This is a genomic window from Pseudoalteromonas sp. MTN2-4 (genome assembly GCF_042848605.1).
In the GTDB taxonomy this organism is placed as follows: Bacteria; Pseudomonadota; Gammaproteobacteria; order Enterobacterales; family Alteromonadaceae; genus Pseudoalteromonas.
The window spans coordinates 109,100-129,291 of the sequence record NZ_BTGK01000001.1 but is presented as its reverse complement, the minus strand read 5'-3'; the positions used below and the strand labels follow the sequence as shown (position 1 = coordinate 129,291).

Annotated in this window: 19 protein-coding genes; 9 read left to right on the top strand and 10 right to left on the bottom strand. The window is 39.0% G+C overall.

Going from position 1 to position 20,192, the window contains the following annotated elements:
• The first annotated feature begins 435 nt into the window (after window positions 1-435).
• Together bamC and ACGHEH_RS00610 are read left to right on the top strand one after the other, a co-directional pair.
• A complete protein-coding gene (gene bamC / locus ACGHEH_RS00615; RefSeq protein WP_390440833.1) occupies window positions 436-1,497 on the top strand; it encodes an outer membrane protein assembly factor BamC in 1,062 nt (353 codons plus the stop codon).
• Window positions 1,498-1,563: 66 nt separating this feature from the next.
• Window positions 1,564-2,934, top strand: coding sequence for a YjiH family protein (locus tag ACGHEH_RS00610; RefSeq protein WP_390440830.1), 1,371 nt, complete (start codon window positions 1,564-1,566; stop codon window positions 2,932-2,934).
• 30 nt (window positions 2,935-2,964) lie between these two features.
• Here the strand turns inward: ACGHEH_RS00610 and ACGHEH_RS00605 are convergent, their stop codons facing one another.
• A complete protein-coding gene (locus ACGHEH_RS00605) occupies window positions 2,965-3,126 on the bottom strand; it encodes a DUF2897 family protein (protein WP_130256720.1) in 162 nt (53 codons plus the stop codon).
• Between the two features lie 165 nt (window positions 3,127-3,291).
• On the opposite strand from ACGHEH_RS00605, the gene ACGHEH_RS00600 reads away from it, so the two are divergent.
• Window positions 3,292-4,620, top strand: a complete 1,329-nt coding sequence (locus ACGHEH_RS00600) for an ankyrin repeat domain-containing protein (RefSeq protein ID WP_390440827.1) — start codon at window positions 3,292-3,294, stop codon at window positions 4,618-4,620.
• Window positions 4,621-4,715: 95 nt separating this feature from the next.
• Here ACGHEH_RS00600 and ACGHEH_RS00595 read toward each other — a convergent pair whose 3' ends face one another.
• From ACGHEH_RS00595 to ACGHEH_RS00575, 5 genes are read right to left on the bottom strand one after another with little or no spacing between them, the layout of a single operon-like run.
• A complete protein-coding gene (locus tag ACGHEH_RS00595) occupies window positions 4,716-5,159 on the bottom strand; it encodes a DUF2069 domain-containing protein (RefSeq protein ID WP_390440825.1) in 444 nt (147 codons plus the stop codon).
• On the bottom strand, window positions 5,156-5,707 hold the full coding sequence (wrbA, locus tag ACGHEH_RS00590; protein WP_390440823.1) for an NAD(P)H:quinone oxidoreductase: 552 nt from the start codon (window positions 5,705-5,707) through the stop codon (window positions 5,156-5,158). Before wrbA ends, ACGHEH_RS00595 begins: the two co-directional genes overlap by 4 nt.
• Window positions 5,707-6,054: an arsenate reductase (glutaredoxin) gene (arsC, locus tag ACGHEH_RS00585; RefSeq protein ID WP_390440821.1), complete on the bottom strand. Its 348-nt coding sequence runs from the start codon at window positions 6,052-6,054 to the stop codon at window positions 5,707-5,709. The genes wrbA and arsC overlap by 1 nt, the downstream gene beginning before the upstream one ends.
• A 51-nt stretch (window positions 6,055-6,105) precedes the next feature.
• Window positions 6,106-7,554, bottom strand: a complete 1,449-nt coding sequence (locus ACGHEH_RS00580) for a M48 family metalloprotease (protein ID WP_390440819.1) — start codon at window positions 7,552-7,554, stop codon at window positions 6,106-6,108.
• 1 nt (window position 7,555) lies between these two features.
• Window positions 7,556-8,227 (bottom strand): hypothetical protein, encoded by a 672-nt coding sequence (locus ACGHEH_RS00575; RefSeq protein ID WP_390440817.1) that lies wholly within the window; start codon window positions 8,225-8,227, stop codon window positions 7,556-7,558.
• A 127-nt stretch (window positions 8,228-8,354) separates the two neighbouring features.
• Between ACGHEH_RS00575 and ACGHEH_RS00570 the strand changes: the two genes are divergently transcribed.
• The 4 genes from ACGHEH_RS00570 (at window position 8,355) to adk (ending at window position 12,483) form a co-directional block, all read left to right on the top strand.
• Entirely contained in the window at window positions 8,355-8,576 is a 222-nt protein-coding gene (locus tag ACGHEH_RS00570) for a hypothetical protein (protein ID WP_390440815.1), read from the top strand.
• A 1-nt stretch (window position 8,577) separates the two neighbouring features.
• Window positions 8,578-9,645 carry an AI-2E family transporter gene (locus tag ACGHEH_RS00565; RefSeq protein ID WP_390440814.1) on the top strand — a complete coding sequence of 356 codons (1,068 nt, stop codon included), beginning with the start codon at window positions 8,578-8,580 and terminating at the stop codon, window positions 9,643-9,645.
• A gap of 126 nt (window positions 9,646-9,771) precedes the next feature.
• Window positions 9,772-11,685 (top strand): molecular chaperone HtpG, encoded by a 1,914-nt coding sequence (gene htpG, locus ACGHEH_RS00560; protein ID WP_390440812.1) that lies wholly within the window; start codon window positions 9,772-9,774, stop codon window positions 11,683-11,685.
• 153 nt (window positions 11,686-11,838) lie between these two features.
• Complete coding sequence (gene adk, locus ACGHEH_RS00555; RefSeq protein WP_390440810.1) at window positions 11,839-12,483, top strand: adenylate kinase; 645 nt, start codon at window positions 11,839-11,841, stop codon at window positions 12,481-12,483.
• Window positions 12,484-12,537: 54 nt separating this feature from the next.
• On the opposite strand, the gene tpx is transcribed toward adk, so the two are convergent.
• Window positions 12,538-13,155, bottom strand: coding sequence for a thiol peroxidase (gene tpx / locus ACGHEH_RS00550; protein WP_390440808.1), 618 nt, complete (start codon window positions 13,153-13,155; stop codon window positions 12,538-12,540).
• A gap of 193 nt (window positions 13,156-13,348) precedes the next feature.
• Here tpx and ACGHEH_RS00545 point away from each other — a divergent pair, with 193 nt between their 5' ends.
• Entirely contained in the window at window positions 13,349-14,353 is a 1,005-nt protein-coding gene (locus tag ACGHEH_RS00545; protein ID WP_390440805.1) for a response regulator, read from the top strand.
• Window positions 14,354-14,357: 4 nt separating this feature from the next.
• Window positions 14,358-15,329, top strand: coding sequence for a diguanylate cyclase (locus ACGHEH_RS00540; RefSeq protein WP_390440803.1), 972 nt, complete (start codon window positions 14,358-14,360; stop codon window positions 15,327-15,329).
• 16 nt (window positions 15,330-15,345) lie between these two features.
• Here the strand turns inward: ACGHEH_RS00540 and ACGHEH_RS00535 are convergent, their stop codons facing one another.
• Genes ACGHEH_RS00535 through ACGHEH_RS00525 form a run of 3 tightly spaced genes read right to left on the bottom strand, consistent with a single transcriptional unit; the run spans window position 15,346 to window position 20,104 of the window.
• Window positions 15,346-16,854: a SpoVR family protein gene (locus ACGHEH_RS00535; RefSeq protein WP_390440801.1), complete on the bottom strand. Its 1,509-nt coding sequence runs from the start codon at window positions 16,852-16,854 to the stop codon at window positions 15,346-15,348.
• A gap of 15 nt (window positions 16,855-16,869) precedes the next feature.
• Window positions 16,870-18,156, bottom strand: a complete 1,287-nt coding sequence (locus tag ACGHEH_RS00530) for a YeaH/YhbH family protein (protein WP_390440799.1) — start codon at window positions 18,154-18,156, stop codon at window positions 16,870-16,872.
• Window positions 18,157-18,181: 25 nt separating this feature from the next.
• On the bottom strand, window positions 18,182-20,104 hold the full coding sequence (locus tag ACGHEH_RS00525) for a PrkA family serine protein kinase (protein WP_390440796.1): 1,923 nt from the start codon (window positions 20,102-20,104) through the stop codon (window positions 18,182-18,184).
• Between the last annotated feature and the right edge of the window lie 88 nt (window positions 20,105-20,192).

Genomic DNA, 20,192 nt, shown 5'->3' with positions numbered 1-20,192 from the left:
CTTTATTTCGACACAATAGAACATTACATGCTTTGAGCTGGCGCAAGTTCATCATGCATGTCGAATTTTAAAATTTTCGATAAATTACTTTTTGCATTGTTCTGAGTAAAAGCCATCTAAGAATACAGATTATGTGTTTGTTAATGTATTAAACATTAACAAACCCTTTCCAATGAAAAAGCCGCGCGGGAGTGTATCACAATACGCATAACAACGCACAGAAACTGTGGTTATCAACTTTTAAAAGCTGCCCTTTCTTGTGTTTGTGCTGATAGACAAGTAACATATTGAGAATTTTTTAAGTAAAAGATTATAAGTGATTAAAATTTATAAGAAAGTTTAGTCACAATAATAATTTTCGCTTTTACAGTGAACCAAACTAAGCATGCCCGACTCATATAACTAAATAACAGGGTCTGCTAAGGAGAATAATCAGTGCAGTATTGGATCCCAAAAACGGTCGCGTTAGGCGTGATCCTTGGTTTATCTGGATGTAGTGTTTTCACAAATGACACCCACCACGAAAGAAATTACCGTATCAATAAAGCAGTTCAAGTTCCGGGTGACTTAAAGCAGCCTTATAAAGATCCAACGTATGTTATGCAAGAAGCGCAGTACAGTAACGATACTGAGTCACTTGCATTACGCCCGCCTCAACAGGTATTAACACTTGCTGCAGGTTCTTGGGTTGAACAAAATGACAAGCTCGCGAGAGTGTTTTTTGATAAAAACGATGGCATTGAAGATTTAACTTCATTCATTTGGCAAGCGGTTAATTTCGTTGTTGCTGAAAACCAAATTGGTTTTGAAAGTATGAACAAAGCTCAAGGTGAGGCACTTACCGATTGGTATTCAGTGATAACGCCTTCTTCAAAGTGGTTTTGGCAAGAAGAGACTACGCCGTCGAAACAAAAATATAAATTCACGGTTTCTCAAAGTGAACACCAAAGAACCGCGTCGTTAAGTGCTGAACTTGTCGATTACCAAAGTGATGAAGTTGAATTGACAGATCTACTTAAACAGCAATTGGAAGTACGTGCGCTGAATCAAGTTGTTGCTGAGTTCGATTATCAATACCGTTTATTACTTGTTGAACTTCGTAAACAGCAAGGACAATTGGCATTAGATATGGGTTTTGACCCGAAAGGCAATGCTGCTATGGTTGCAGCACAACCACTTAATATTGTGATTGCAAATCTAGCTAATGTCTTAGAACGTCTTAATTTTACTATCATCAGTGTTGATGGTGAAAAAGACGAATTACATGTTAGATATGAAAAGCCTGAAGATAGCGTATGGGACTCTATTTGGGGCGATGAAGTGACTATTCTACCAATTGAAGAAGGTGATTACCGTATTAAAATAGCTTCATTATCAGATAAAGAGTCATCAGTCACATGGCGAAACAATGACGGTGAAGCTTTAACCGCTGAGTTGTTAAGTGAATTGCAACAGAAGCTCAATAATGCAATTGGTAACAAAGGCTTATCAATCTAAACAAGTAATATTTAAAGAACAGAAAAGAGCTGCGGCTCTTTTCTGCGTTTTTATAGGTAAATAATAATGACAACTCAACCTTATCAACAAAATAAAGTGCACTGGCGTACTTTGTTTGCGTTTATTGTACCTTCTTTAATCGGTGTATTTTTGTTTATGACACCGGTCTCAGAAGGTGAGGGAATGACTATCCCCATTGCAAAATTAGCTAAAGAATTACAGGCTTTTGTTTCACCTTTTATTCATGCCATGATTGTGGGGGTTGTGTGTGTTACAGCTGTTTTAAGTCTAGTCGCTAAACTATTGAAACCAAATGCTCTGATGCAGTTCTCGCTGTTTAAACATTTGTTTGATGTTAGTTGGATTTGGTTAGTTACCCGTTTATTGGGTGCAGCATTTATATTAATGACTTTTTTTAAAGTGGGTCCTGCTTTTATTCATGCTGAGCATACCGGCGCCTTAGTACTGAACGACCTGTTACCTGTGTTATTTTCTGTGTTTGTACTCGCGGGATTGTTGTTACCTTTATTGCTTAATTTCGGTTTACTAGAGCTGGTGGGTACTTTGCTTACTAAAGTAATGCGTCCATTATTCGGAGTACCAGGTAGAAGTGCGGTTAACTGTGTGGCTTCTTGGTTAGGTGATGGCAGTGTGGGTATTTTAATGACTGCTCGTCAATATGAAGAAAAATACTATACACAAAAAGAAGCTGCCATTATCGGAACGACTTTCTCTGCGGTTTCGATTACTTTTTGCTTAGTGGTCATTGGCCAAGTAAAGCTTGAGCATTTATTTGCTCCTTTCTATTTAACCGTATGTTTAGCTGGTTTTGTCGCTGCGATTATCGTGCCTCGATTACCGCCTTTAAGCTTTAAAAAATCAACCTATATAGATGGCACCGAACCTGCGCACGACGCAGAAGCCGTACCAGAAGGTAAAACCTTGTTTCAACATGCGTTATCTGTAGCACTAGAGAAAGCTGAAAAAGCACCGGGTGTTAAAGGCACATTGAAAGAGGGGATGACCAACGCACTCGATATGGTGTTTGCCGTGCTTCCAGTGGTGATGGCTGTGGGTACGTTTGCACTGATCATTGCTGAATATACGCCTGTTTTTCAGTATTTAGGGATGCCATTCGTTCCATACCTTGAACTGTTACAAGTGCCAGAAGCGGCCCAAGCAGCACAAACTATCGTTGTTGGTTTTGCTGATATGTTTATTCCTTCAATTCTTGCTGCAAGCAGCATTGAAAGTGATGTAACGCGCTTTATTGTTGCAGCGATGAGTGTGACACAGCTTATCTATATGTCTGAAGTTGGGGCTTTACTTCTGGGTAGTAAAATTCCAGTTAACATCCTAGAATTATTCACAATTTTTATTCTAAGAACGTTAGTAACTTTACCCGTGATTGCTTTAATGGCGCATTGGTTAGTGTAAGTTATTCAGGAAGAGTAAAGGCTGTAAGCTTTACTCTTCTTTTTCATTATCTGGTTTTATCTGCTTATCAATTTTCTTCTTTATATCAAATTTAGCTGAGTATTTGAGCAGCGCGATATTACTCCAAATAATACCTAGAACACCAATAATGATAAGGATGACTTGCCAAGTCTCGAATTTAGTTGATGCCATGATAGGGCCTTTAAATCTGTTTCAAATTATATTGTCATTATAATTTCGAAAGTTTCATTAAGATACCTTAAATTCAGCTGAAAAAATAAGATTTTATATATATGAGCTGCTATGATTTGCGCATTTAAGATTAATACATATAGCTTCAAACTTTGTGAGTAATTGATGGAAAAAGTTTTAATTTGGCCTGCACAATATCCATTACTTCTTAAAGGGCTTGCGGAGCAAAATGGCGCATTCATTCTCGATGCACTAGAAGCTTGGCCTGAATGTCAGACCTTAACCGATGAGCAAGGCGTTGAAAGTACCATTTTACCGCCAGTTTTCTATTTGATTTGGCTTAAACCACTAGACCCATTTGAAGCGTGTCATTTTCAACATATCGATGAATATGAAGAAGAACACCGCACGTATACGGAAATGCTGGTTTCTCATTTCAATCAGGCAGGGCTCGATCATCAAGCAATCGTGTTAATGCTCATTCAGCGTCTAGCGCAATACAGTCAAATTAATGCCCAGCTCAACTGTGTTTCAGACCCTGACTTTTTCGAGTTGTTGTCTGATAAAGTTATGGCTGATGTCATACTTTGGACGATTCAAAACGGCGTAAATTTGTCACCAAAACAACTATTCACCTGTTGGCGACAAGACGTTTTAAAAGAGCCTCTAATAGCACTTCTTCCTGATTGTTTGCTGAACCTTGATGAAACGACCCAATATTTACTTGCTCAGACTAATACAGAAGAGCCTGTTTTTGATTTACTGAGTCACTTAATTGATGAAGATGAAGTCAAAAGTCTCATAGAACAAGCTTTGCTCAATTTGATCACCTCAGAGCATGTAAAACAAGCAGAACTGATTGAATATATTAAGCAAGGTGCAAGAGCGACATTAGTTGACGAGCATGGCAAAAACGCATTTATGTATGCTATCGAGCTGGGCTTTGTGAGTATCGTCGAACAACTTATTGATTCACAAGAACTTAGCCAAAAAGACGAACACGGAAATGGATTAATGCACTTCGCGGTTCTATCTAATTCTTCCGCCATGATTTCTTTACTATTTAAGCATGATTGTAAGGCAAAAGTTGTTAATGACTTAGGGCAAACACCTTACCGCTTAGCATTGAAGCATGGCGCATTTATCGCGAAGAAGACGTTTGAACAGCATGGTATTAAAGAGCTGTCAGAAGGGGAGCAATATAATAAAATCAGACTAGTGCACATATTTGTGGCAATAGTATGTTTTGCATTTCCACTTCAGTTATCGTTATTTTTTAGTGAAACTTTTGATTATAAAAGTGAAAGTGTGTGGCTTTTTTCTATCTTGAGCATTGCGCTTATTGCTCTATCTCGAGAAATTAAAAGAGGGGCCTTGTATCCTGTTAAACGCCACCCTTGGTCTTTAAAGCTTCTTTACGGTAAAGCTTATTTGAGTATGTGCTTACAAGTGATGTTATCACTACTTGTGCTATTTACTGTTTTAACAAATTAATTCATCTTCAGATTTAAAATGCAAGACTGCAAATAAGAAGAGCACCAGTTGGTGCTCTTCTTTTATATTAAAGCTGTGTATTATTAATGTTGGTATCAGTCTCGATTTTCAGTTTGTTCGTGCGCTGTCTTTTCATCAGCGAGATCTTGTTTGAGCTTACGAATTCTTAACCCCAGTTCTTGACCACGGTGTTTTGCATAATATGTACAACCAACGAACATTAAACTTGCAAAGAGTAGCTCTAACAGCACCCAAAGTAGCTCATCAGTTGCAATCCACAACAATGTGAATCCATGCAAGAAGTAAATCAATACAATGAAGTTTGCCCATGCGTAAGTATAAGGGTTATCTTTTATAAACCCTCGCAACGGTAATAGCAACGGAAGAATATATACCGTAAACATAAACCCGAGGCTGTGACCTTCTCTAGGAGAAAGTACAAATAACCACAGTGGCATTAAAATCAGCAAACCTACGTAGCCTGTTAAAGCCATATTTTGAAAGCGCTTAGTTAGCGGCTTTTTTTCTACAGATGTCATTTTAATTTTTCAGCAATAGTGATGAGACGTTTTCCAACAGAGCGACAGATTTTCGTTTCTGTCTCACTGAGCATTGATGTATTTGCAGTGCCTGCGACATGACTGGCACCATAAGGTGTACCGCCAGTGGTAGTTTGAGATAATTCAGGCACATCATAGGGAACACCTAATAACATCATACCATGATGCAGTAATGGCAGTGACAGGTTAAGTAGTGTAGCTTCATTACCACCATGCATGCTACTTGAAGAAGTAAATACGCAAGCCGGCTTGTCAATTAGCTGACCTTTTAACCATATATCACTGGTTGTTTCCCAGAATTGTTTGGCTTGTGCTGCCATCATGCCAAACCGAGTCGGAGTGCCAAATGCAAGCGCATCACAATTTAACAAGTCTTCTTTTGAGACGACGATGTCATGAGTTTCTCTTTGCTCGAAAGTACGAAGTAAAACCTTTGCGTCTAATGCCTCAGCAGCTTCTGCAATTTCATTAGCCATGGCTCTTACAGAGCCGTGGCTAGAATGAAATAGAACCAGTAATGTTGCCATTAAAGAATAGCCAATACAGACTCTGGTGGACGACCAATTGCTGCTTTAGCGCCTTTTACTACGATAGGGCGCTCAATTAGTTTTGGGTTTTCTAACATTGCTTGTTTAAGTGCTGTTTCATCTGTGTCTTTATTCAGGCCCAATTCTTTGTAAAGTGTTTCTTTACTACGTACAAGTTGATGCGCTGATTCAAAACCTAACTGAGCAAGTAAAGTATTTAAAGTGTTTAAATCAACGGGCGTTTTTAAATATTCAACGATTTCTGGTGTCACACCATTCGTTTCTAATAAAGCGAGCGTTTCACGTGACTTTGAACAACGCGGGTTATGATAAATGGTTACAGACATATTTATTTCCTAAATTAAATTTTTCGTATTTTAAGTGAACGAGGCAAAGACTTAAAGTTTGGCAAGCTCTTTCTGCATCTGTCTATATTGTTTTAAAAGTGCTTTGAGTCTGGTTTTCTTGACGGTTTCTAAAGTATCAACATGATTTAGCGCTCGTTGTATTTCATCAGCAGCTTTGAGAAAAGCACCGTAAGAAGCTAGCACACTTGCTTTGGCTTCGTAATAAGCAGCCTGGTTGCTATTATTCTTATAGAGCTCAGTGAGCAATTCTTTGGCAAGTAAATGTTCTGGCTCATCTAGTAGAAATAATTTTAGGGTTTGCTCAGCAATATCATACTGCTTCGCTTTAATTGCTGAGTTTGCGTAATTTAATGCCAATACCTGATTATTTGGTCGTAAATCATTATGCTTGGTTAATACTTCTACCGCTTGTTCTGATTGCCCAAGACTAATCAAAATATCGGTATAAACATCTAGATAAAATAAGTTGTTAGGTTCGCCATCAAGTAGAGGTAGCAATATTTTTTCAGCTTCTTTAGTTTGTTTTTGGTCCAGTAAACTGATGGCAAGGCCATATTCGAGATGCCTTTTATCTAGCGAAGTTGATTTACGAATTTCATTCTCAAAATAAGCTTGAGCATCTTTGCTATCTAATTGATACCTCGCAATGACACGACTTTTAGCTAAATTAAAGTCTTTGCTTGGTTGAAGCTGCCTAGGTTGATATTGTTGCGCTCTTAATCTCACATCAGATACCCGAGAATCAGGCAGTGGGTGGGTCAGTAAAAATGCAGGCGGCTTGGTTTGAAAACGTACTTGGTTTGACAATTTAGTTAAAAATGCACCAGCTTGAGTTGGATCGAAGCCGGCATTGTATAGAGTTTGCATACCAAAGCGGTCTGCTTCTTGCTCTGCCTTTCTACTATGGGAGAGTTGACTAAGCCCAGCTTGAGTAGTGCTTGCTGACAGGATAGCCATGCCTGCATCCGGTGCAATTATCGTAGCAAGGATACCAGTCACAATGCCCGCGACGGTTAAAGCTGAATTATCTTTTTGATGTTGTAGACGTCTTGCTAGGTGTCGCTGAGTGACGTGAGCAATTTCGTGTCCTAGTACCGAGGCAAGTTGACTTTCGTTATCTGATTGCGCAATTAACCCGGTATGAATACCTACATGACCACCATAAAAAGCAAATGCATTAATCGCTTGATTGTCGATCATAAAGAATGTGAAAGGAAAGCGCACATTGTTGGCATTTGCGACAAGTTTATTACCAAGTGATGATATGTATTCGTCTAAAACAGGGTCTTGTACGAGTGGTGAACCGCCTCTTATCTGCATCATCATGACTTTACCCAATGCTTTTTCTTTATCTATTGGGAGTACTTCTAAAGCAGATGAACCTAAGTCTGGAAGTTTAAAGTCTGTTTGGGCGTTTGAACTACTTGAAAACAGTAGCATAGTGCTGAGCAAACCACTCAGCAATAAGCTTTTGAGCATGTTATTCCTTATTGCCGCTAAGTCCGAGCATGATCTGAGCTAAGTCAATCTCATCACTACACATGCGGCTGTCTTTTTCGCACAGTTGATAGAATTCTTTTATTGAGACCCCTTTAACTGTAACAACGTTCATTTCTTTTTTTAGATACGTAATAATTCTATGCACTACTTTATGAGAATGAAGGATAAGGGCTTTGTCTGCAACATCCCCACGATCGAAATAGAATGCAATAAATTTATGTAGTTGATTAAAGCGCAGAAGCGTCTTCATCGAGTGAGGGTCCCAAGTATTAAATTCTAGAAACTTATTATCTTTAATTAATATATCTGTTTCTAAAGGTTTATCTTTTGCGTATGGGATTGCCCATAATTCAAACCCTCGGTCAGTAAACACTTGGTCTATGGCAATTTTTGGCTTGTTGTCGCAAAAGATGTTGCCATTATCGTCTTCATAACCATCAAGTCGCGTTAAGTTCCAATTACGCTTATCAACTAGGCGTGTAACAGCATTATCAAACCCGTGTTGGAATAGCCCATCACTCTCGCTGACGGAAGAGGCAACTAAATGATAGAAAGGCGGTAATTCACCCCAGTTAAGCTGTTTCTTATACCAGTTGATGTCTTTAAGTGTCGGGTTATCAGGTAACTTTGCTTTGTTGTTAACTCTTGCCATAAATACGCGTAAAAAAAGTAAAACTATTTATAGAATAAACGATTGTGGCTGAGCTATCTACTTTGTAGATGGTTATGTGTAATTTTTTAATGTTACACTGTCGCGGGTAAAATTAGGTAAAGCGGTTATGTGTTTAACAATTGATTTAAGTCCTTATCAGTGCCCACAGCTATTTGTGCAATTTAAACTTCAGTTAAAGCAAGCACAAGTAAAGAAGCAATCTGTATGTTTTATTTATGAACAAAAGCAACTGGTAAATGACATTCTAGTTTTTTTAGAAGCAAAAAAGTTTAGCTACACTCAGCATCATGATGCTAAACCTTATCCTTATATAGAGGTGAATCTTTAATATGTTTGAACTTGTTTCAAAGTGGTACAAGAATAAATTTTCTGATCCTAATTCTGTCACGCTTTTGTTTATTGTGTTGGGGTTGGCTGTTTCGCTCTATTTATTTGGCCCATTTATTCTTCCTGTGTTGGTGGCTTTGGTGATTGCATATTTATTAGAGTGGCCAGTTGCTAAAATTGAAAACGTTATAAAAAGTAGAGTATTGGCGACAAGCTTCATTATTCTGCTTTTTTCTAGTGTGTTATTGACTATGGCGTTGGGCCTTATCCCTGTATTATGGCAACAACTGAGTAATTTATTACAAGAAGCGCCAGTGATGTTAGAAGAGGGCAAAGACTTGCTTTTACATCTTCCAGAGCAATACCCTACGCTTATCTCAGGAGAACAAGTAAAAGCATTAGTGGCCAGTACAGAGAATAAAATTCTTGAAGCCGGCCAACTTATCTTATCGTTCTCACTAACCTCTATTAAAGATATTGTCGCTTGGATGATTTATTTAATCTTAGTGCCATTACTAGTTTTCTTTATGCTGAAAGATAAAGATGTACTCACTAAAAGTATGTCTGTATTAGTGCCTAAAGACAGACGTCTTATACAGCAAGTTTGGCATGAAATGGACCATCAGATCATGAACTACATACGTGGTAAGGTGCTAGAAATTCTCATTATTGGTACAGCCACGTTTGTCGCGTTTTGGATTTTAGATTTACGCTATGCGGCGCTATTAGGGGCACTGGTTGGTTTTTCTGTACTTATTCCATTTGTAGGAGCAGCCTTAGTGACCATTCCGGTTGCGGCGGTAGCCATGTTCCAATTCGGGTTAGACACACAATTTTGGACCATTTTAATTGTTTATGGGATCATTCAAGCCTTAGATGGTAACGTGTTAGTTCCGCTATTATTTTCTGAAGCGGTAGACCTGAACCCAGTATTTATTATTGTTGCAGTGCTATTCTTTGGCGGTTTGTGGGGCTTTTGGGGGGTATTTTTTGCAATCCCAATGGCATCGCTTGTGAAAGCATTGTTCAATGCTTGGTCAGATAGTTGGAAGCCCCAAGTTCAAAACTAAACATGCTATTTTTTTGCGCTGCTGTCTTTGCAGCGCAAAAAATTTCAAATTTCCTCTTGAAGTTATTTTTCTTCGCCCCATATACCTCATAACACTGTGCAAATACTGGTTTAATCGGAGATAAAGATGACCACAGCTCAAAAAGAAACATTAGGCTTTCAAACAGAAGTCAAACAATTACTAAACCTAATGATCCACTCTTTATATTCAAATAAAGAGATCTTTTTACGTGAATTGGTTTCAAACGCATCGGATGCAGCTGACAAGCTTCGCTTTTTAGCGCTGCAAAACGGCGATCTTTACGAGGGTGATGCAAACTTACGCGTTCGTATTAGTGCAGATAAAGATGCAAAAACCGTGACTATCTCAGATAACGGCATCGGTATGACCCGCGAAGAAGTGATCAACTCACTGGGTACGATTGCAAAGTCGGGTACTGCAGAATTCTTTCAAAACTTATCTGGTGACCAAGCCAAAGATTCACAATTAATTGGTCAGTTTGGTGTTGGTTTCTATTCAGCATTTATTGTTGCTGATGCAGTAACGGTTTTGACACGTAAGGCTGGCGAAGAAAAGGCAGTAGAGTGGCATTCAAAAGGTGAAGGTGAATTCACACTGGCTGAAGTTGAAAAAACATCGCGCGGTACAGATATTATCCTTCATTTACGTGAAGACGAAACAGAGTTTTTAGAAGAGTACCGTCTACGTAGCATTGTGACTAAGTATTCAGATCATATTTCAATTCCAGTTGAAATGTACAAACAACCTGTTGAAGAGTCTGAAGGCCCTGATGGCGAGAAAATTCCGGCGCAACCAGGCGAATGGGAAGCAATAAACCGTGCGACAGCGCTTTGGACGCGTGACAAATCAGAAGTTTCTGACGAAGAATACAAAGAGTTTTATAAGCACGTAGGTCATGACTGGGAAGAGCCTCTAACTTGGGCACACAACAAAGTAGAAGGTAAGACTGAGTATACGAGCTTGCTTTATATTCCTAAAAAAGCACCATTCGATTTGTGGAACCGTGACCGTCAAAGTGGCTTGAAGCTATATGTTCAGCGCGTATTCATTATGGATGATGCAGAGCAGTTTATGCCTAGCTACCTGCGTTTTGTAAAAGGTCTGCTAGATTCAAACGATTTACCATTAAACGTATCACGTGAGATTTTACAAGATAATAAGATCACTCAAGCGATCCGCAAAGGCTGTACATCACGAGTACTTAAAATGCTCGATCGCATGGGCAAGAACAAACCCGAAGAGTATCAAACATTTTGGAATGAATTCGGTAAGGTATTAAAAGAAGGCCCTGCTGAAGATATTTCTAATAAAGAAGCTATCGCGAAACTACTTCGTTTCAGCTCAACGCATACTGACGAAAGCATGGAAAATGTGTCTTTAGAACAATACATTGAGCGCATGAAAGAAGGCCAAGATAAAATTTACTATGTTGTTGCAGATAGCTTTGAAGCGGCGAAGAGCTCTCCTCATTTAGAAATCTTCCGCAAGAAAGGCATCGAAGTACTACTGATGGCAGATCGCGTTGATGAGTGGATGATGAGTCACTTAACTGAATTCAACGAAAAGCAGTTTGCATCAATTACTCGTGGTGACTTAGATCTAGGCGACTTAGACGACGAAGAAACAAAGAAAGCGCAAGAAGAGAGCGAGAAAGAAGTTGAAGGCTTAGTTGAGCGCATTAAAACAGTACTAGGCGAAAAAGTAAAAGAAGTACGTTTCACGCACCGTTTAACTGATTCTCCGGCGTGTGTGGTTGTTGATGACAATGACATGAGCTCTCAAATGCAAAAGCTGATGGAGTCAGTAGGCCAAGCAGTACCAGAAGCGAAGCCAATCTTTGAACTAAACCCTGAGCACCAACTTGTGAAACACTTAAACGTCGAGCAAGATGAAGATAAATTTGCACAATGGTCTGATGTATTACTAGATCAAGCCTTGTTAGCAGAACGCGGTAGCTTAAAAGACCCAGCTGCATTCGTAGCGAAACTTAATAAGCTAATGCTTGATTTAAGCAAGTAACCGCTTTTTGAATATTAAAGGGGCCAAAGTATCACTTTGGCCCCTTTTTTTGTGCAGTTAATCAGCAATTAGTATAAGTTGCTTGAGATAACATGCAGCTTGTGAAAAAATCCCAACAACTTCAAATAAACTCCCGAATAAGAGGAACACACTATGCGCATCATCCTTCTAGGCGCGCCGGGTGCAGGTAAAGGCACTCAAGCTCAATTTTTAATGGACAAATACGGCATTCCACAGATCTCAACTGGTGATATGTTACGTGCTGCAATCAAAGAGGGCACGCCTCTGGGTCTTGAAGCTAAAAAAGTAATGGACGCAGGTCAGCTAGTTTCTGATGAAATCATCATTGGTCTAGTTAAAGAGCGTATTGCTAAAGCTGATTGTGAAAATGGTTTCTTACTAGATGGTTTCCCACGCACAATTCCTCAAGCGGATGCAATGAAAGAAAATGGCATTGCTATTGACCACGTTATTGAGTTTGACGTTGCAGATGAGATCATTGTTGAGCGTATGGGCGGTCGTCGTGTTCACCCTGGTTCTGGTCGTGTTTACCACGTAGTTTACAATCCACCTAAAGTGGAAGGCAAAGATGACGTAACGGGTGAAGACCTTATCATTCGTGATGATGACGTTGAAGAAACAGTGTGCAAGCGTTTAGGTATCTACCACGATCAAACAAAGCCACTAGTTGATTACTACCAAGTAGAAGCAGAGCAGGGTAACACTCAGTACCACCGTTTAGATGGTACACAGGCTGTAGAAGCGGTAAGCGCTCAGTTAGGTGAGTTACTAGGTTAATTAATTTGTTTTTTAGCCAGTAATTAAAAAAGCCGCATTCGCGGCTTTTTCGTTTTATTTTGTGTCAGTTTTGGGCTCTGTTTTTTTTCCAGACAGTTCATTGAGGTGTGTGATAACATCTTCGTAATTTGGTTCGGTTGCAAGGTTTGACACTAGTTGTTTATATGTCACTTTGTGCTCTTCGTTTAAAACCAGAATAGCCCTGCTCAAAAGGCCCATGTCTTTAATATAAAGCCCATATTGTTTGCCAAAATCTCGCCAAACAGAGTCGGATAACGTTTGGATTTTATCTATGCCTTCAACTGCACAGAAGCGTTTTTGCGCGAATGGAAGATCTGCACTAATGGTGAGCATTGCTATGTTGTTGTATTTCTGTGCTATTTCCTGATTAAAGAATTTAGTTTGTAAACTACATACGCCTGTATCAAGGCTAGGCACTATACTTAATAGTACCGCTTTGCCTGAAAAATCATTTAATGAAACCGCTTTAAACTGTGCATCAACTACTTTGAAATTTGGCGCTTTTTGCCCGATAGTTACACCTTTACCCAATAAAGTAACCTCTTTACCTTGCGCAAATACCTTGCCTTTATCGATTTGATTTTCTTGAATTTCTAGTGCAAGAGTTGCTGATGAAGCTAAACTCAATGCCAGTATGACTTTTTTCAGCATAAAGTATTCCTTATTGGGTTAACTTAATTGTTTTAACTGTATTATACTTATATTCAGATGATATGTTACTAAGAATAATTGCGTTGTAAATCTAAGCCAAATTTATTAACATTTGCAATCGTTCTGCACTTCAAATAATTATAATCAAAAGAGAATTACGATAAATTGTAGTTCAACAGTGAAGAGAGCTTTTATGTCAACATTGGTATTAATTTGTGATGATTCCAAACTTGCGCGTCGGCAATTGGCCCGTTCGTTACCAGAAGATTGGGATATAAAAGTTGAATTCGCAGAGCACGGTTTAGACTGTCTTGAAAAAATCAAACAGTTCTCTCCAGAAATTCTCTTCTTAGATCTTAACATGCCTCATATGGATGGTTATGAAGTACTTCAGGCTATCAATGAACAGCAATTAAATGTGCTTACTGTAGTGGTGTCTGGTGATATTCAGCCAAATGCTCATGAACGAGTAATGTCATTAGGTGCAATTGATTTTATCCGTAAGCCTTGTGATAGAGAAAAGCTGATTGAAATTATTGAGCAACACGGCATTCGGGATAGAGCAATCCGTGAAAGCCTAGTTCATAAACTAGGTGAACAAGTCGACTCTGAGTTACGAGATATTTATCAAGAGTTAACCAACGTAGCAATGGGACAAGCTGGTGATTTACTTGCACGACTACTAAACGTATTTGTTGAATTACCGATACCAAATGTTAATGTGCTAGAAGTGAGCGAGCTTCACATGGCGCTTCAAGCTATCGATGCAAATGCATCGACATCAGGCGTATGTCAAGGGTTTATCGGCGGCGGCGTGTCTGGTGAAGCCTTGTTATTATTAAATGATTCGAGCTTTAAAGAAATCGCCTCACTAATGAATTATTCAGGGGAATTAAATAATAAGGTTGAATTAGAGCTTTTGATGGATATTAGCAACATACTGATTGGTGCTATTTTGTCAGGACTGTCTCGCCAGCTAGATATGCCATTTAGTCAAGGACACCCGGTTGTTTTGGGTCAACATTGTGAAGTGTCAGATCTGGTTAAAGCTAATAAAGGTCGCTGGCAAAGAACACTAGCGATTGAGATTAGCTACGGTATTGAAGATCACGATATTAAATGTGACCTGATGCTGTTATTTACTGAGGATTCAATTAAAACCCTCAAATACAAAGTTGCTTATTTACTAGAAGAATAATCGTATGCCTGCTGCAGATTTTGACATGAATGAAGTTCACTGGCTGATGGATATGTTCAACACAGTAGACGTCGGTCTAGTTGTGTTAGACAGAAACTATCAGGTCTGTGTTTGGAATGGCTTCATGGAAAACCATTCAGGGCTATTACCGAGTGCGGTAAAAGACAAAGATATTTTTGATTTATTTCCAAGCCTTGATGAGAAGTGGTTCAGAAGTAAAACAGAACCAGTTTTTGTTTTAAAAAATCGCTCCTTTACTATTTGGGAACAGCAACCTTATATTTTTAGGTTTAAAAATTACCGCCCGATCACTGGTAAAGCTGAACACATGTATCAGAACTCAACCATAATACCACTGACTACACTTACAGGTGAAGTAAGCCATATTTGCCTAATAATATACGATGTGACTGATGAGGCGGTGAACAAGCAAGACCTTGAGCTTGCTAATCGTCAGCTTGAGAAAATGAGCCGTACAGATAGCTTAACTAATCTCTCAAACAGAGGTTTCTGGGAAGATCAACTTAAAAAAGAGTTTCTAAGATTACAAAGAAACCAAGGGTCCAGTAGCTTGTTAATGTTTGACATTGATTTCTTTAAGAAAATCAATGACGAATATGGTCATGGTGGTGGCGATGAAGCAATCAGACATATTTCTGATCTACTTAAGAAAACGTTAAGAGAATCGGATACTGCTGGTCGTTATGGTGGCGAAGAGTTTGCAGTTACTTTAGTCGATACCCCTCAAGAGGGGGCAGTGGTTTTTGCTGATAGACTGCGTTCTTTAATCGAAAAATCATCAATTTTTTATGATGATAAAGTTATTAAAGTCACTGTCAGTATTGGAGTCGCTACTTTTTCAAGCGATTTCGAAAAACATGAGGAGTGGATTGAAGCGGCTGATACTGCCTTATACCACGCTAAAGAAACAGGGCGTAACCGCGTTGCTTGTTTTAGTAAAGAAATGAAAGAGTAAGCTGATTAAGTTCAGCTTACTTTTTTACATCTTCTTCTTTAGGGCATTGTGCAATTGTTTCAACCATGTCTGATTCATTCATTTGTTCAAGTCGAACAGTAAAACCCCAAAGTCTATACAGGTGTTTAATCACTTCAGCTTTTGAGTCATGCAGTGGAATACCATTCTGCGGCACATAGCGAAGCGTGAGAGATCTATCACCTCTTACATCAACATTATAGACTTGTATGTTTGGTTCATGGTTACTTAAATTGTATTGTGCGGAGAGTGCAGATCTTACTTTTTGGTAACCTTCTTCATTGTGAATAGCTCCTACCTCTAAATGTGGCGCTTTTTGTTTATCGATAATGGTGAAGAGTTTGAAGTCTCTAATAAGTTTCGGGGATAAAAACTGACTAATAAAGCTTTCATCTTTAAAATTCTGCATAGCAAAATGCAGTGTATCAAGCCAATCTGCACCAGCAAATTCTGGGAACCAACGTTTATCTTCTTCAGTCGGATTTTCACAAATACGCCTAATATCTGTCATCATATTAAAACCAAGTGCGTAGGGGTTTATACCAGAGTAGAATTTACTGTTGTAAGGCGGTTGAAAAACAACATTGGTGTGACTTTGCAAAAACTCTAGCATAAACGAGTCAGATAATTTTCCTTCATCATATAAGTGATTCAAAATAGTGTAATGCCAGAATGTAGCCCATCCCTCATTCATGACCTGAGTTTGTTTTTGCGGATAAAAATATTGCGATATTTTTCGAACTATTCTGATAACTTCTCGTTGCCATGACTCCAGTAATGGCGCATTTTTTTCAATAAAATAAAGAATATTTTCTTGTGGCTCAGTAGGGAATCGTGGTTGATCTATCGTTTCTTCTTGTTGGTTTTTAGGAATTGTACGCCAAAGCTCATTTACCTGAGATTGTAAGTAGTCTTCTCGCTCCTTTTGACGCTTTTGTTCTTCATACATTGAAATTTGTTGGGGTCGTTTATATCTATCAACACCATAATTCATCAATGCATGGCAAGAGTCAATTAGGTTTTCTACTTCATCAATACCATATTTTTGTTCGCACTCAGAAATGTAATTTTTGGCGAATAGTAGATAATCAATGATAGAAGATGCATCTGTCCAGGTCTTAAATAAGTAGTTGCCTTTGAAAAAAGAGTTATGTCCGTAGCATGCATGCGCCATTACCAGCGCTTGCATGGGCAAAGTATTTTCTTCCATTAAATAAGCGATACAAGGGTTCGAGTTAATAACAATCTCATACGCTAGGCCCATTTGACCTCGGCGATAATTTTGTTCAGTTTGAATAAACTTTTTGCCATAAGACCAATGACTATAGCCTATGGGCATACCAACACTTGAGTACGCGTCCATCATTTGCTCAGCAGTGATCACTTCAATTTGATTAGGGTAGGTTTCTAAACGGTAAAACTCAGCTACACGAGCAATTTCAGCTTGGTATTCTTCAAGTAGTTCAAATGTCCAGTCAGGACCATCATTGATCGGATTATATGTCATAACCCCTCCTTAAGACTAAGCAGCGCCTTGATGTTGTTTTTGGTTCTTTTTAAATAATTCTCTGAAGATTGGATAAATATCTTCAACACTTCGAATATGCTGCATGGCAAAGTTACTGTGCGTTTGCGCAATGCCCTGATATTCGCGCCAAAGACTTTGGTGAGCGCGAGTTGTTATTTCTATATAAGCGTAATACCGTACCGTTTTAAGCAGTTTATTGGTAAGAATATCTGTACAATGTGGCGAATCATCAGCCCAGTTGTCTCCGTCTGAAGCCTGAGCTGCATAGATATTCCAATCACCTTGTGAATAACGCTCTTTTACTATTTCATCCATGAGTTTAAGTGCACTAGAGACAATGGTGCCGCCCGTTTCTTGAGAGTAGAAAAACTCTTGTTCATCGACTTCTTTTGCTTGGGTATGATGCCTAATGTAAACGACTTCAATATCTTTATAGGTACGAGTTAGAAATTGGTAAAGTAAAATATAAAAACGCTTTGCCATATCCTTCGTAGCCTGATCCATTGAACCTGAGACATCCATTAAGCAAAACATAACTGCCTTGCTTGTTGGGTGAGGGCGTTTTTCGAAATTACGAAAACGCAGATCGTAATTATCTATAAAAGGTACGGTCGCGATCTTACGTTTAAGCTCTTCGATTTCTAACTTAAGATTATTAATTTGATGCTCTGGAGGCACGCTTTCATTTAACAATGCCTCAAGCTCTTCTTCAGCCTCTTTTAATCGACGTTTTTTTCCAGCAGACATTGCAACTCTTCTTGCTAACGACCCTTGCAAGGAACGAACAATATCTAAATTGCTTGGCATGCCGTCATTACAAAACCCTGCTCTGTGGGTTTTCATTTGCACTAGTTTATCAAGTTGACTTTGTTGAAGGTTAGGCAGTTCTAGGTCTTCAAACAATAGGTCAAGATACTCATCTTTCGAGATTGAAAAAACAAAGTCATCTTGACCTTCACCTTGATCACTTGCTTCACCTTCACCACCACCTCCTCCTTGACCAGAAGGAGGGCGTTGTATTTTATCGCCTGTACTAAATTGATCATTACCAGGGTGGATCATGTCACGATCCCCCCCTTTGCCTTGGTGAAAAATAGGCTCACTGATGTCTCGCTGTGGTATTGAAATACTTTCACCACTGCTTATATCTGTGACGCTTCTCTTATTAATCGCATCTGATACTGCTTCTTTAATTTGCTTCTTATACCGTCTGATGAAGCGCTGACGATTCAACGTACTCTTATTCTTCCCATTCAGGCGACGGTCTATAAAATGTGCCATAAATCACCCTCCAAGAACTCACGCTTTACTGAGATTTTCTAACTCTCAAATACCATTCTGATAACAAGCGAACTTGCTTCTCTGTGTAACCTTTTTCAACCATACGATTTACGAAGTCTTCGTGTTTCTTCTGATCTTCAGCAGACGTTTTGGCGTTGAATGAAATCACAGGTAGAAGATCTTCAGTATTCGAGAACATTTTCTTTTCTATGACAGTGCGTAATTTTTCATAACTTGTCCAAACAGGATTTTCACCGTTATGGTGCGCTCTCGCTCTTAATACAAAGTTAACTATTTCATTTCTGAAATCTTTCGGATTCGAAATGCCAGCAGGTTTCTCTATTTTCTCAAGTTCTGCATTTAAGGCCGCTCTGTCGAACAGCTGCCCTGTATCAGGGTCACGGTATTCTTGGTCTTGGATCCAGAAATCAGCATAAGTAACATAGCGGTCGAATATATTTTGACCGTATTCTGAGTACGACTCTAAATAAGCGGTTTGTAGCTCTTTGCCAATGAACTCCACATACTGAGGAATTAAGTAGCCTTTTAGGTGGCTTAGGTAACGCTCTTGTACTTCTGCATTAAATTGCTCACGTTCAATTTGTTGTTCTAGTACATAGAATAAATGAACTGGGTTGGCTGCAACTTCAGCATGATCGAAATTAAACACACGAGATAGAATTTTAAATGCAAAGCGAGTAGATAAACCCGTCATGCCTTCATCGACGCCCGCATAATCGCGATATTCTTGGTAGGACTTAGCTTTTGGATCTGTGTCTTTTAAGCTCTCACCATCATACACTCGCATTTTAGAATAAATGCTGGAGTTTTCAGGCTCTTGTAATCTTGAGAGCGACACGAATTTTGCAAGGGTTTCTAGGGTGCCTGGTGCACAGGGCGCTGAAGAGAGTTCGCTATTATCTAAAAGCTTTTGATAAATTTTGACTTCTTCAGACACTCTCAAGCAATACGGCACTTTCACGATGTATACACGATCTAAGAATGCCTCATTATTTTTATTGTTTTTAAAACTTTGCCATTCAGACTCATTGGAGTGCGCTAATATCATGCCGTTGTATGGAAGCGCTGAAATGCCTTCTGTACCGTTGTAGTTGCCTTCTTGAGTTGCAGTTAACAAAGGGTGAAGCACTTTAATAGGTGCTTTGAACATTTCAACAAACTCCATTAGACCTTGGTTTGCCATGCACAGTGAGCCTGAATATGCATAAGCATCTGGATCATTTTGTGCGTAATGTTCAAGTTTTCGAATATCTACCTTACCAACCAGAGCAGAAATGTCTTGATTGTTTTCATCACCTGGTTCAGTTTTCGCAATCGCAACCTGATCTAAAATAGACGGATAGCGTTTAACGACTTTGAATTGAGTGATGTCTCCACCAAACTCATGTAAGCGTTTAGTCGCCCAAGGAGACATGATTGTTTTTAAATAGCGAGGCTTAATACCATATTCTTTCTCTAGTAAGTTTGCATCTTCGACAGGATTAAACAAAGAAAGGGGGTGGTCGTTAACTGGAGACCCTTTGATGGCATAAATCGGAACTTGCTGCATTAGATATTTCAGTTTTTCTGCAATCGACGATTTACCACCACCAACCGGACCGAGAAGATAAAGTACTTGTTTGCACTCTTCTAAACCTTGTGCAGCATGCTTTAAGTATGAAACGATTTGTTCAATGGCTTCTTCCATGCCATAAAATTCACTAAAAGCTGGGTAGCGAGCAATGACACGGTTTGAAAACAAACGGCTTAACCTTGCATCTGTTGAGGTATCAACCATCTCAGGCTCACCAATAGCCATGAGTAAACGTTCTGCCGCACTTGCATACGCCGATTTATCGTTCTTACAGATTTCTAGAAATTCAGCGATTGAATATTCTTCTTCTTGGGAAGCTTCATATCTGGCTTGATAATGTTCGAATATTGTCATAACGACCTCCAAATAACCTGTGTGAGCTTTAGAATGAGAAACTATTTAATAGTAAAAGGTATAACTAAAGCTTAGACATGAAATTAGG

What these genes read in the sequence shown, in the direction of transcription:
- ACGHEH_RS00610 (WP_390440830.1), top strand. Translation starts at nt 1,564, where the DNA reads ATGACAACTCAACCTTATCAACAAAATAAAGTGCACTGGCGTACTTTG.
- ACGHEH_RS00580 (WP_390440819.1), bottom strand. Translation starts at nt 7,554, where the DNA reads ATGCTCAAAAGCTTATTGCTGAGTGGTTTGCTCAGCACTATGCTACTG.
- arsC (WP_390440821.1), bottom strand. Translation starts at nt 6,054, where the DNA reads ATGTCTGTAACCATTTATCATAACCCGCGTTGTTCAAAGTCACGTGAA.
- ACGHEH_RS00575 (WP_390440817.1), bottom strand. Translation starts at nt 8,227, where the DNA reads ATGGCAAGAGTTAACAACAAAGCAAAGTTACCTGATAACCCGACACTT.
- ACGHEH_RS00600 (WP_390440827.1), top strand. Translation starts at nt 3,292, where the DNA reads ATGGAAAAAGTTTTAATTTGGCCTGCACAATATCCATTACTTCTTAAA.
- ACGHEH_RS00545 (WP_390440805.1), top strand. Translation starts at nt 13,349, where the DNA reads ATGTCAACATTGGTATTAATTTGTGATGATTCCAAACTTGCGCGTCGG.
- wrbA (WP_390440823.1), bottom strand. Translation starts at nt 5,707, where the DNA reads ATGGCAACATTACTGGTTCTATTTCATTCTAGCCACGGCTCTGTAAGA.
- ACGHEH_RS00605 (WP_130256720.1), bottom strand. Translation starts at nt 3,126, where the DNA reads ATGGCATCAACTAAATTCGAGACTTGGCAAGTCATCCTTATCATTATT.
- tpx (WP_390440808.1), bottom strand. Translation starts at nt 13,155, where the DNA reads ATGCTGAAAAAAGTCATACTGGCATTGAGTTTAGCTTCATCAGCAACT.
- ACGHEH_RS00565 (WP_390440814.1), top strand. Translation starts at nt 8,578, where the DNA reads ATGTTTGAACTTGTTTCAAAGTGGTACAAGAATAAATTTTCTGATCCT.
- ACGHEH_RS00530 (WP_390440799.1), bottom strand. Translation starts at nt 18,156, where the DNA reads ATGGCACATTTTATAGACCGTCGCCTGAATGGGAAGAATAAGAGTACG.
- ACGHEH_RS00535 (WP_390440801.1), bottom strand. Translation starts at nt 16,854, where the DNA reads ATGACATATAATCCGATCAATGATGGTCCTGACTGGACATTTGAACTA.
- ACGHEH_RS00595 (WP_390440825.1), bottom strand. Translation starts at nt 5,159, where the DNA reads ATGACATCTGTAGAAAAAAAGCCGCTAACTAAGCGCTTTCAAAATATG.
- ACGHEH_RS00540 (WP_390440803.1), top strand. Translation starts at nt 14,358, where the DNA reads ATGCCTGCTGCAGATTTTGACATGAATGAAGTTCACTGGCTGATGGAT.
- htpG (WP_390440812.1), top strand. Translation starts at nt 9,772, where the DNA reads ATGACCACAGCTCAAAAAGAAACATTAGGCTTTCAAACAGAAGTCAAA.
- ACGHEH_RS00525 (WP_390440796.1), bottom strand. Translation starts at nt 20,104, where the DNA reads ATGACAATATTCGAACATTATCAAGCCAGATATGAAGCTTCCCAAGAA.
- ACGHEH_RS00570 (WP_390440815.1), top strand. Translation starts at nt 8,355, where the DNA reads ATGTGTTTAACAATTGATTTAAGTCCTTATCAGTGCCCACAGCTATTT.
- adk (WP_390440810.1), top strand. Translation starts at nt 11,839, where the DNA reads ATGCGCATCATCCTTCTAGGCGCGCCGGGTGCAGGTAAAGGCACTCAA.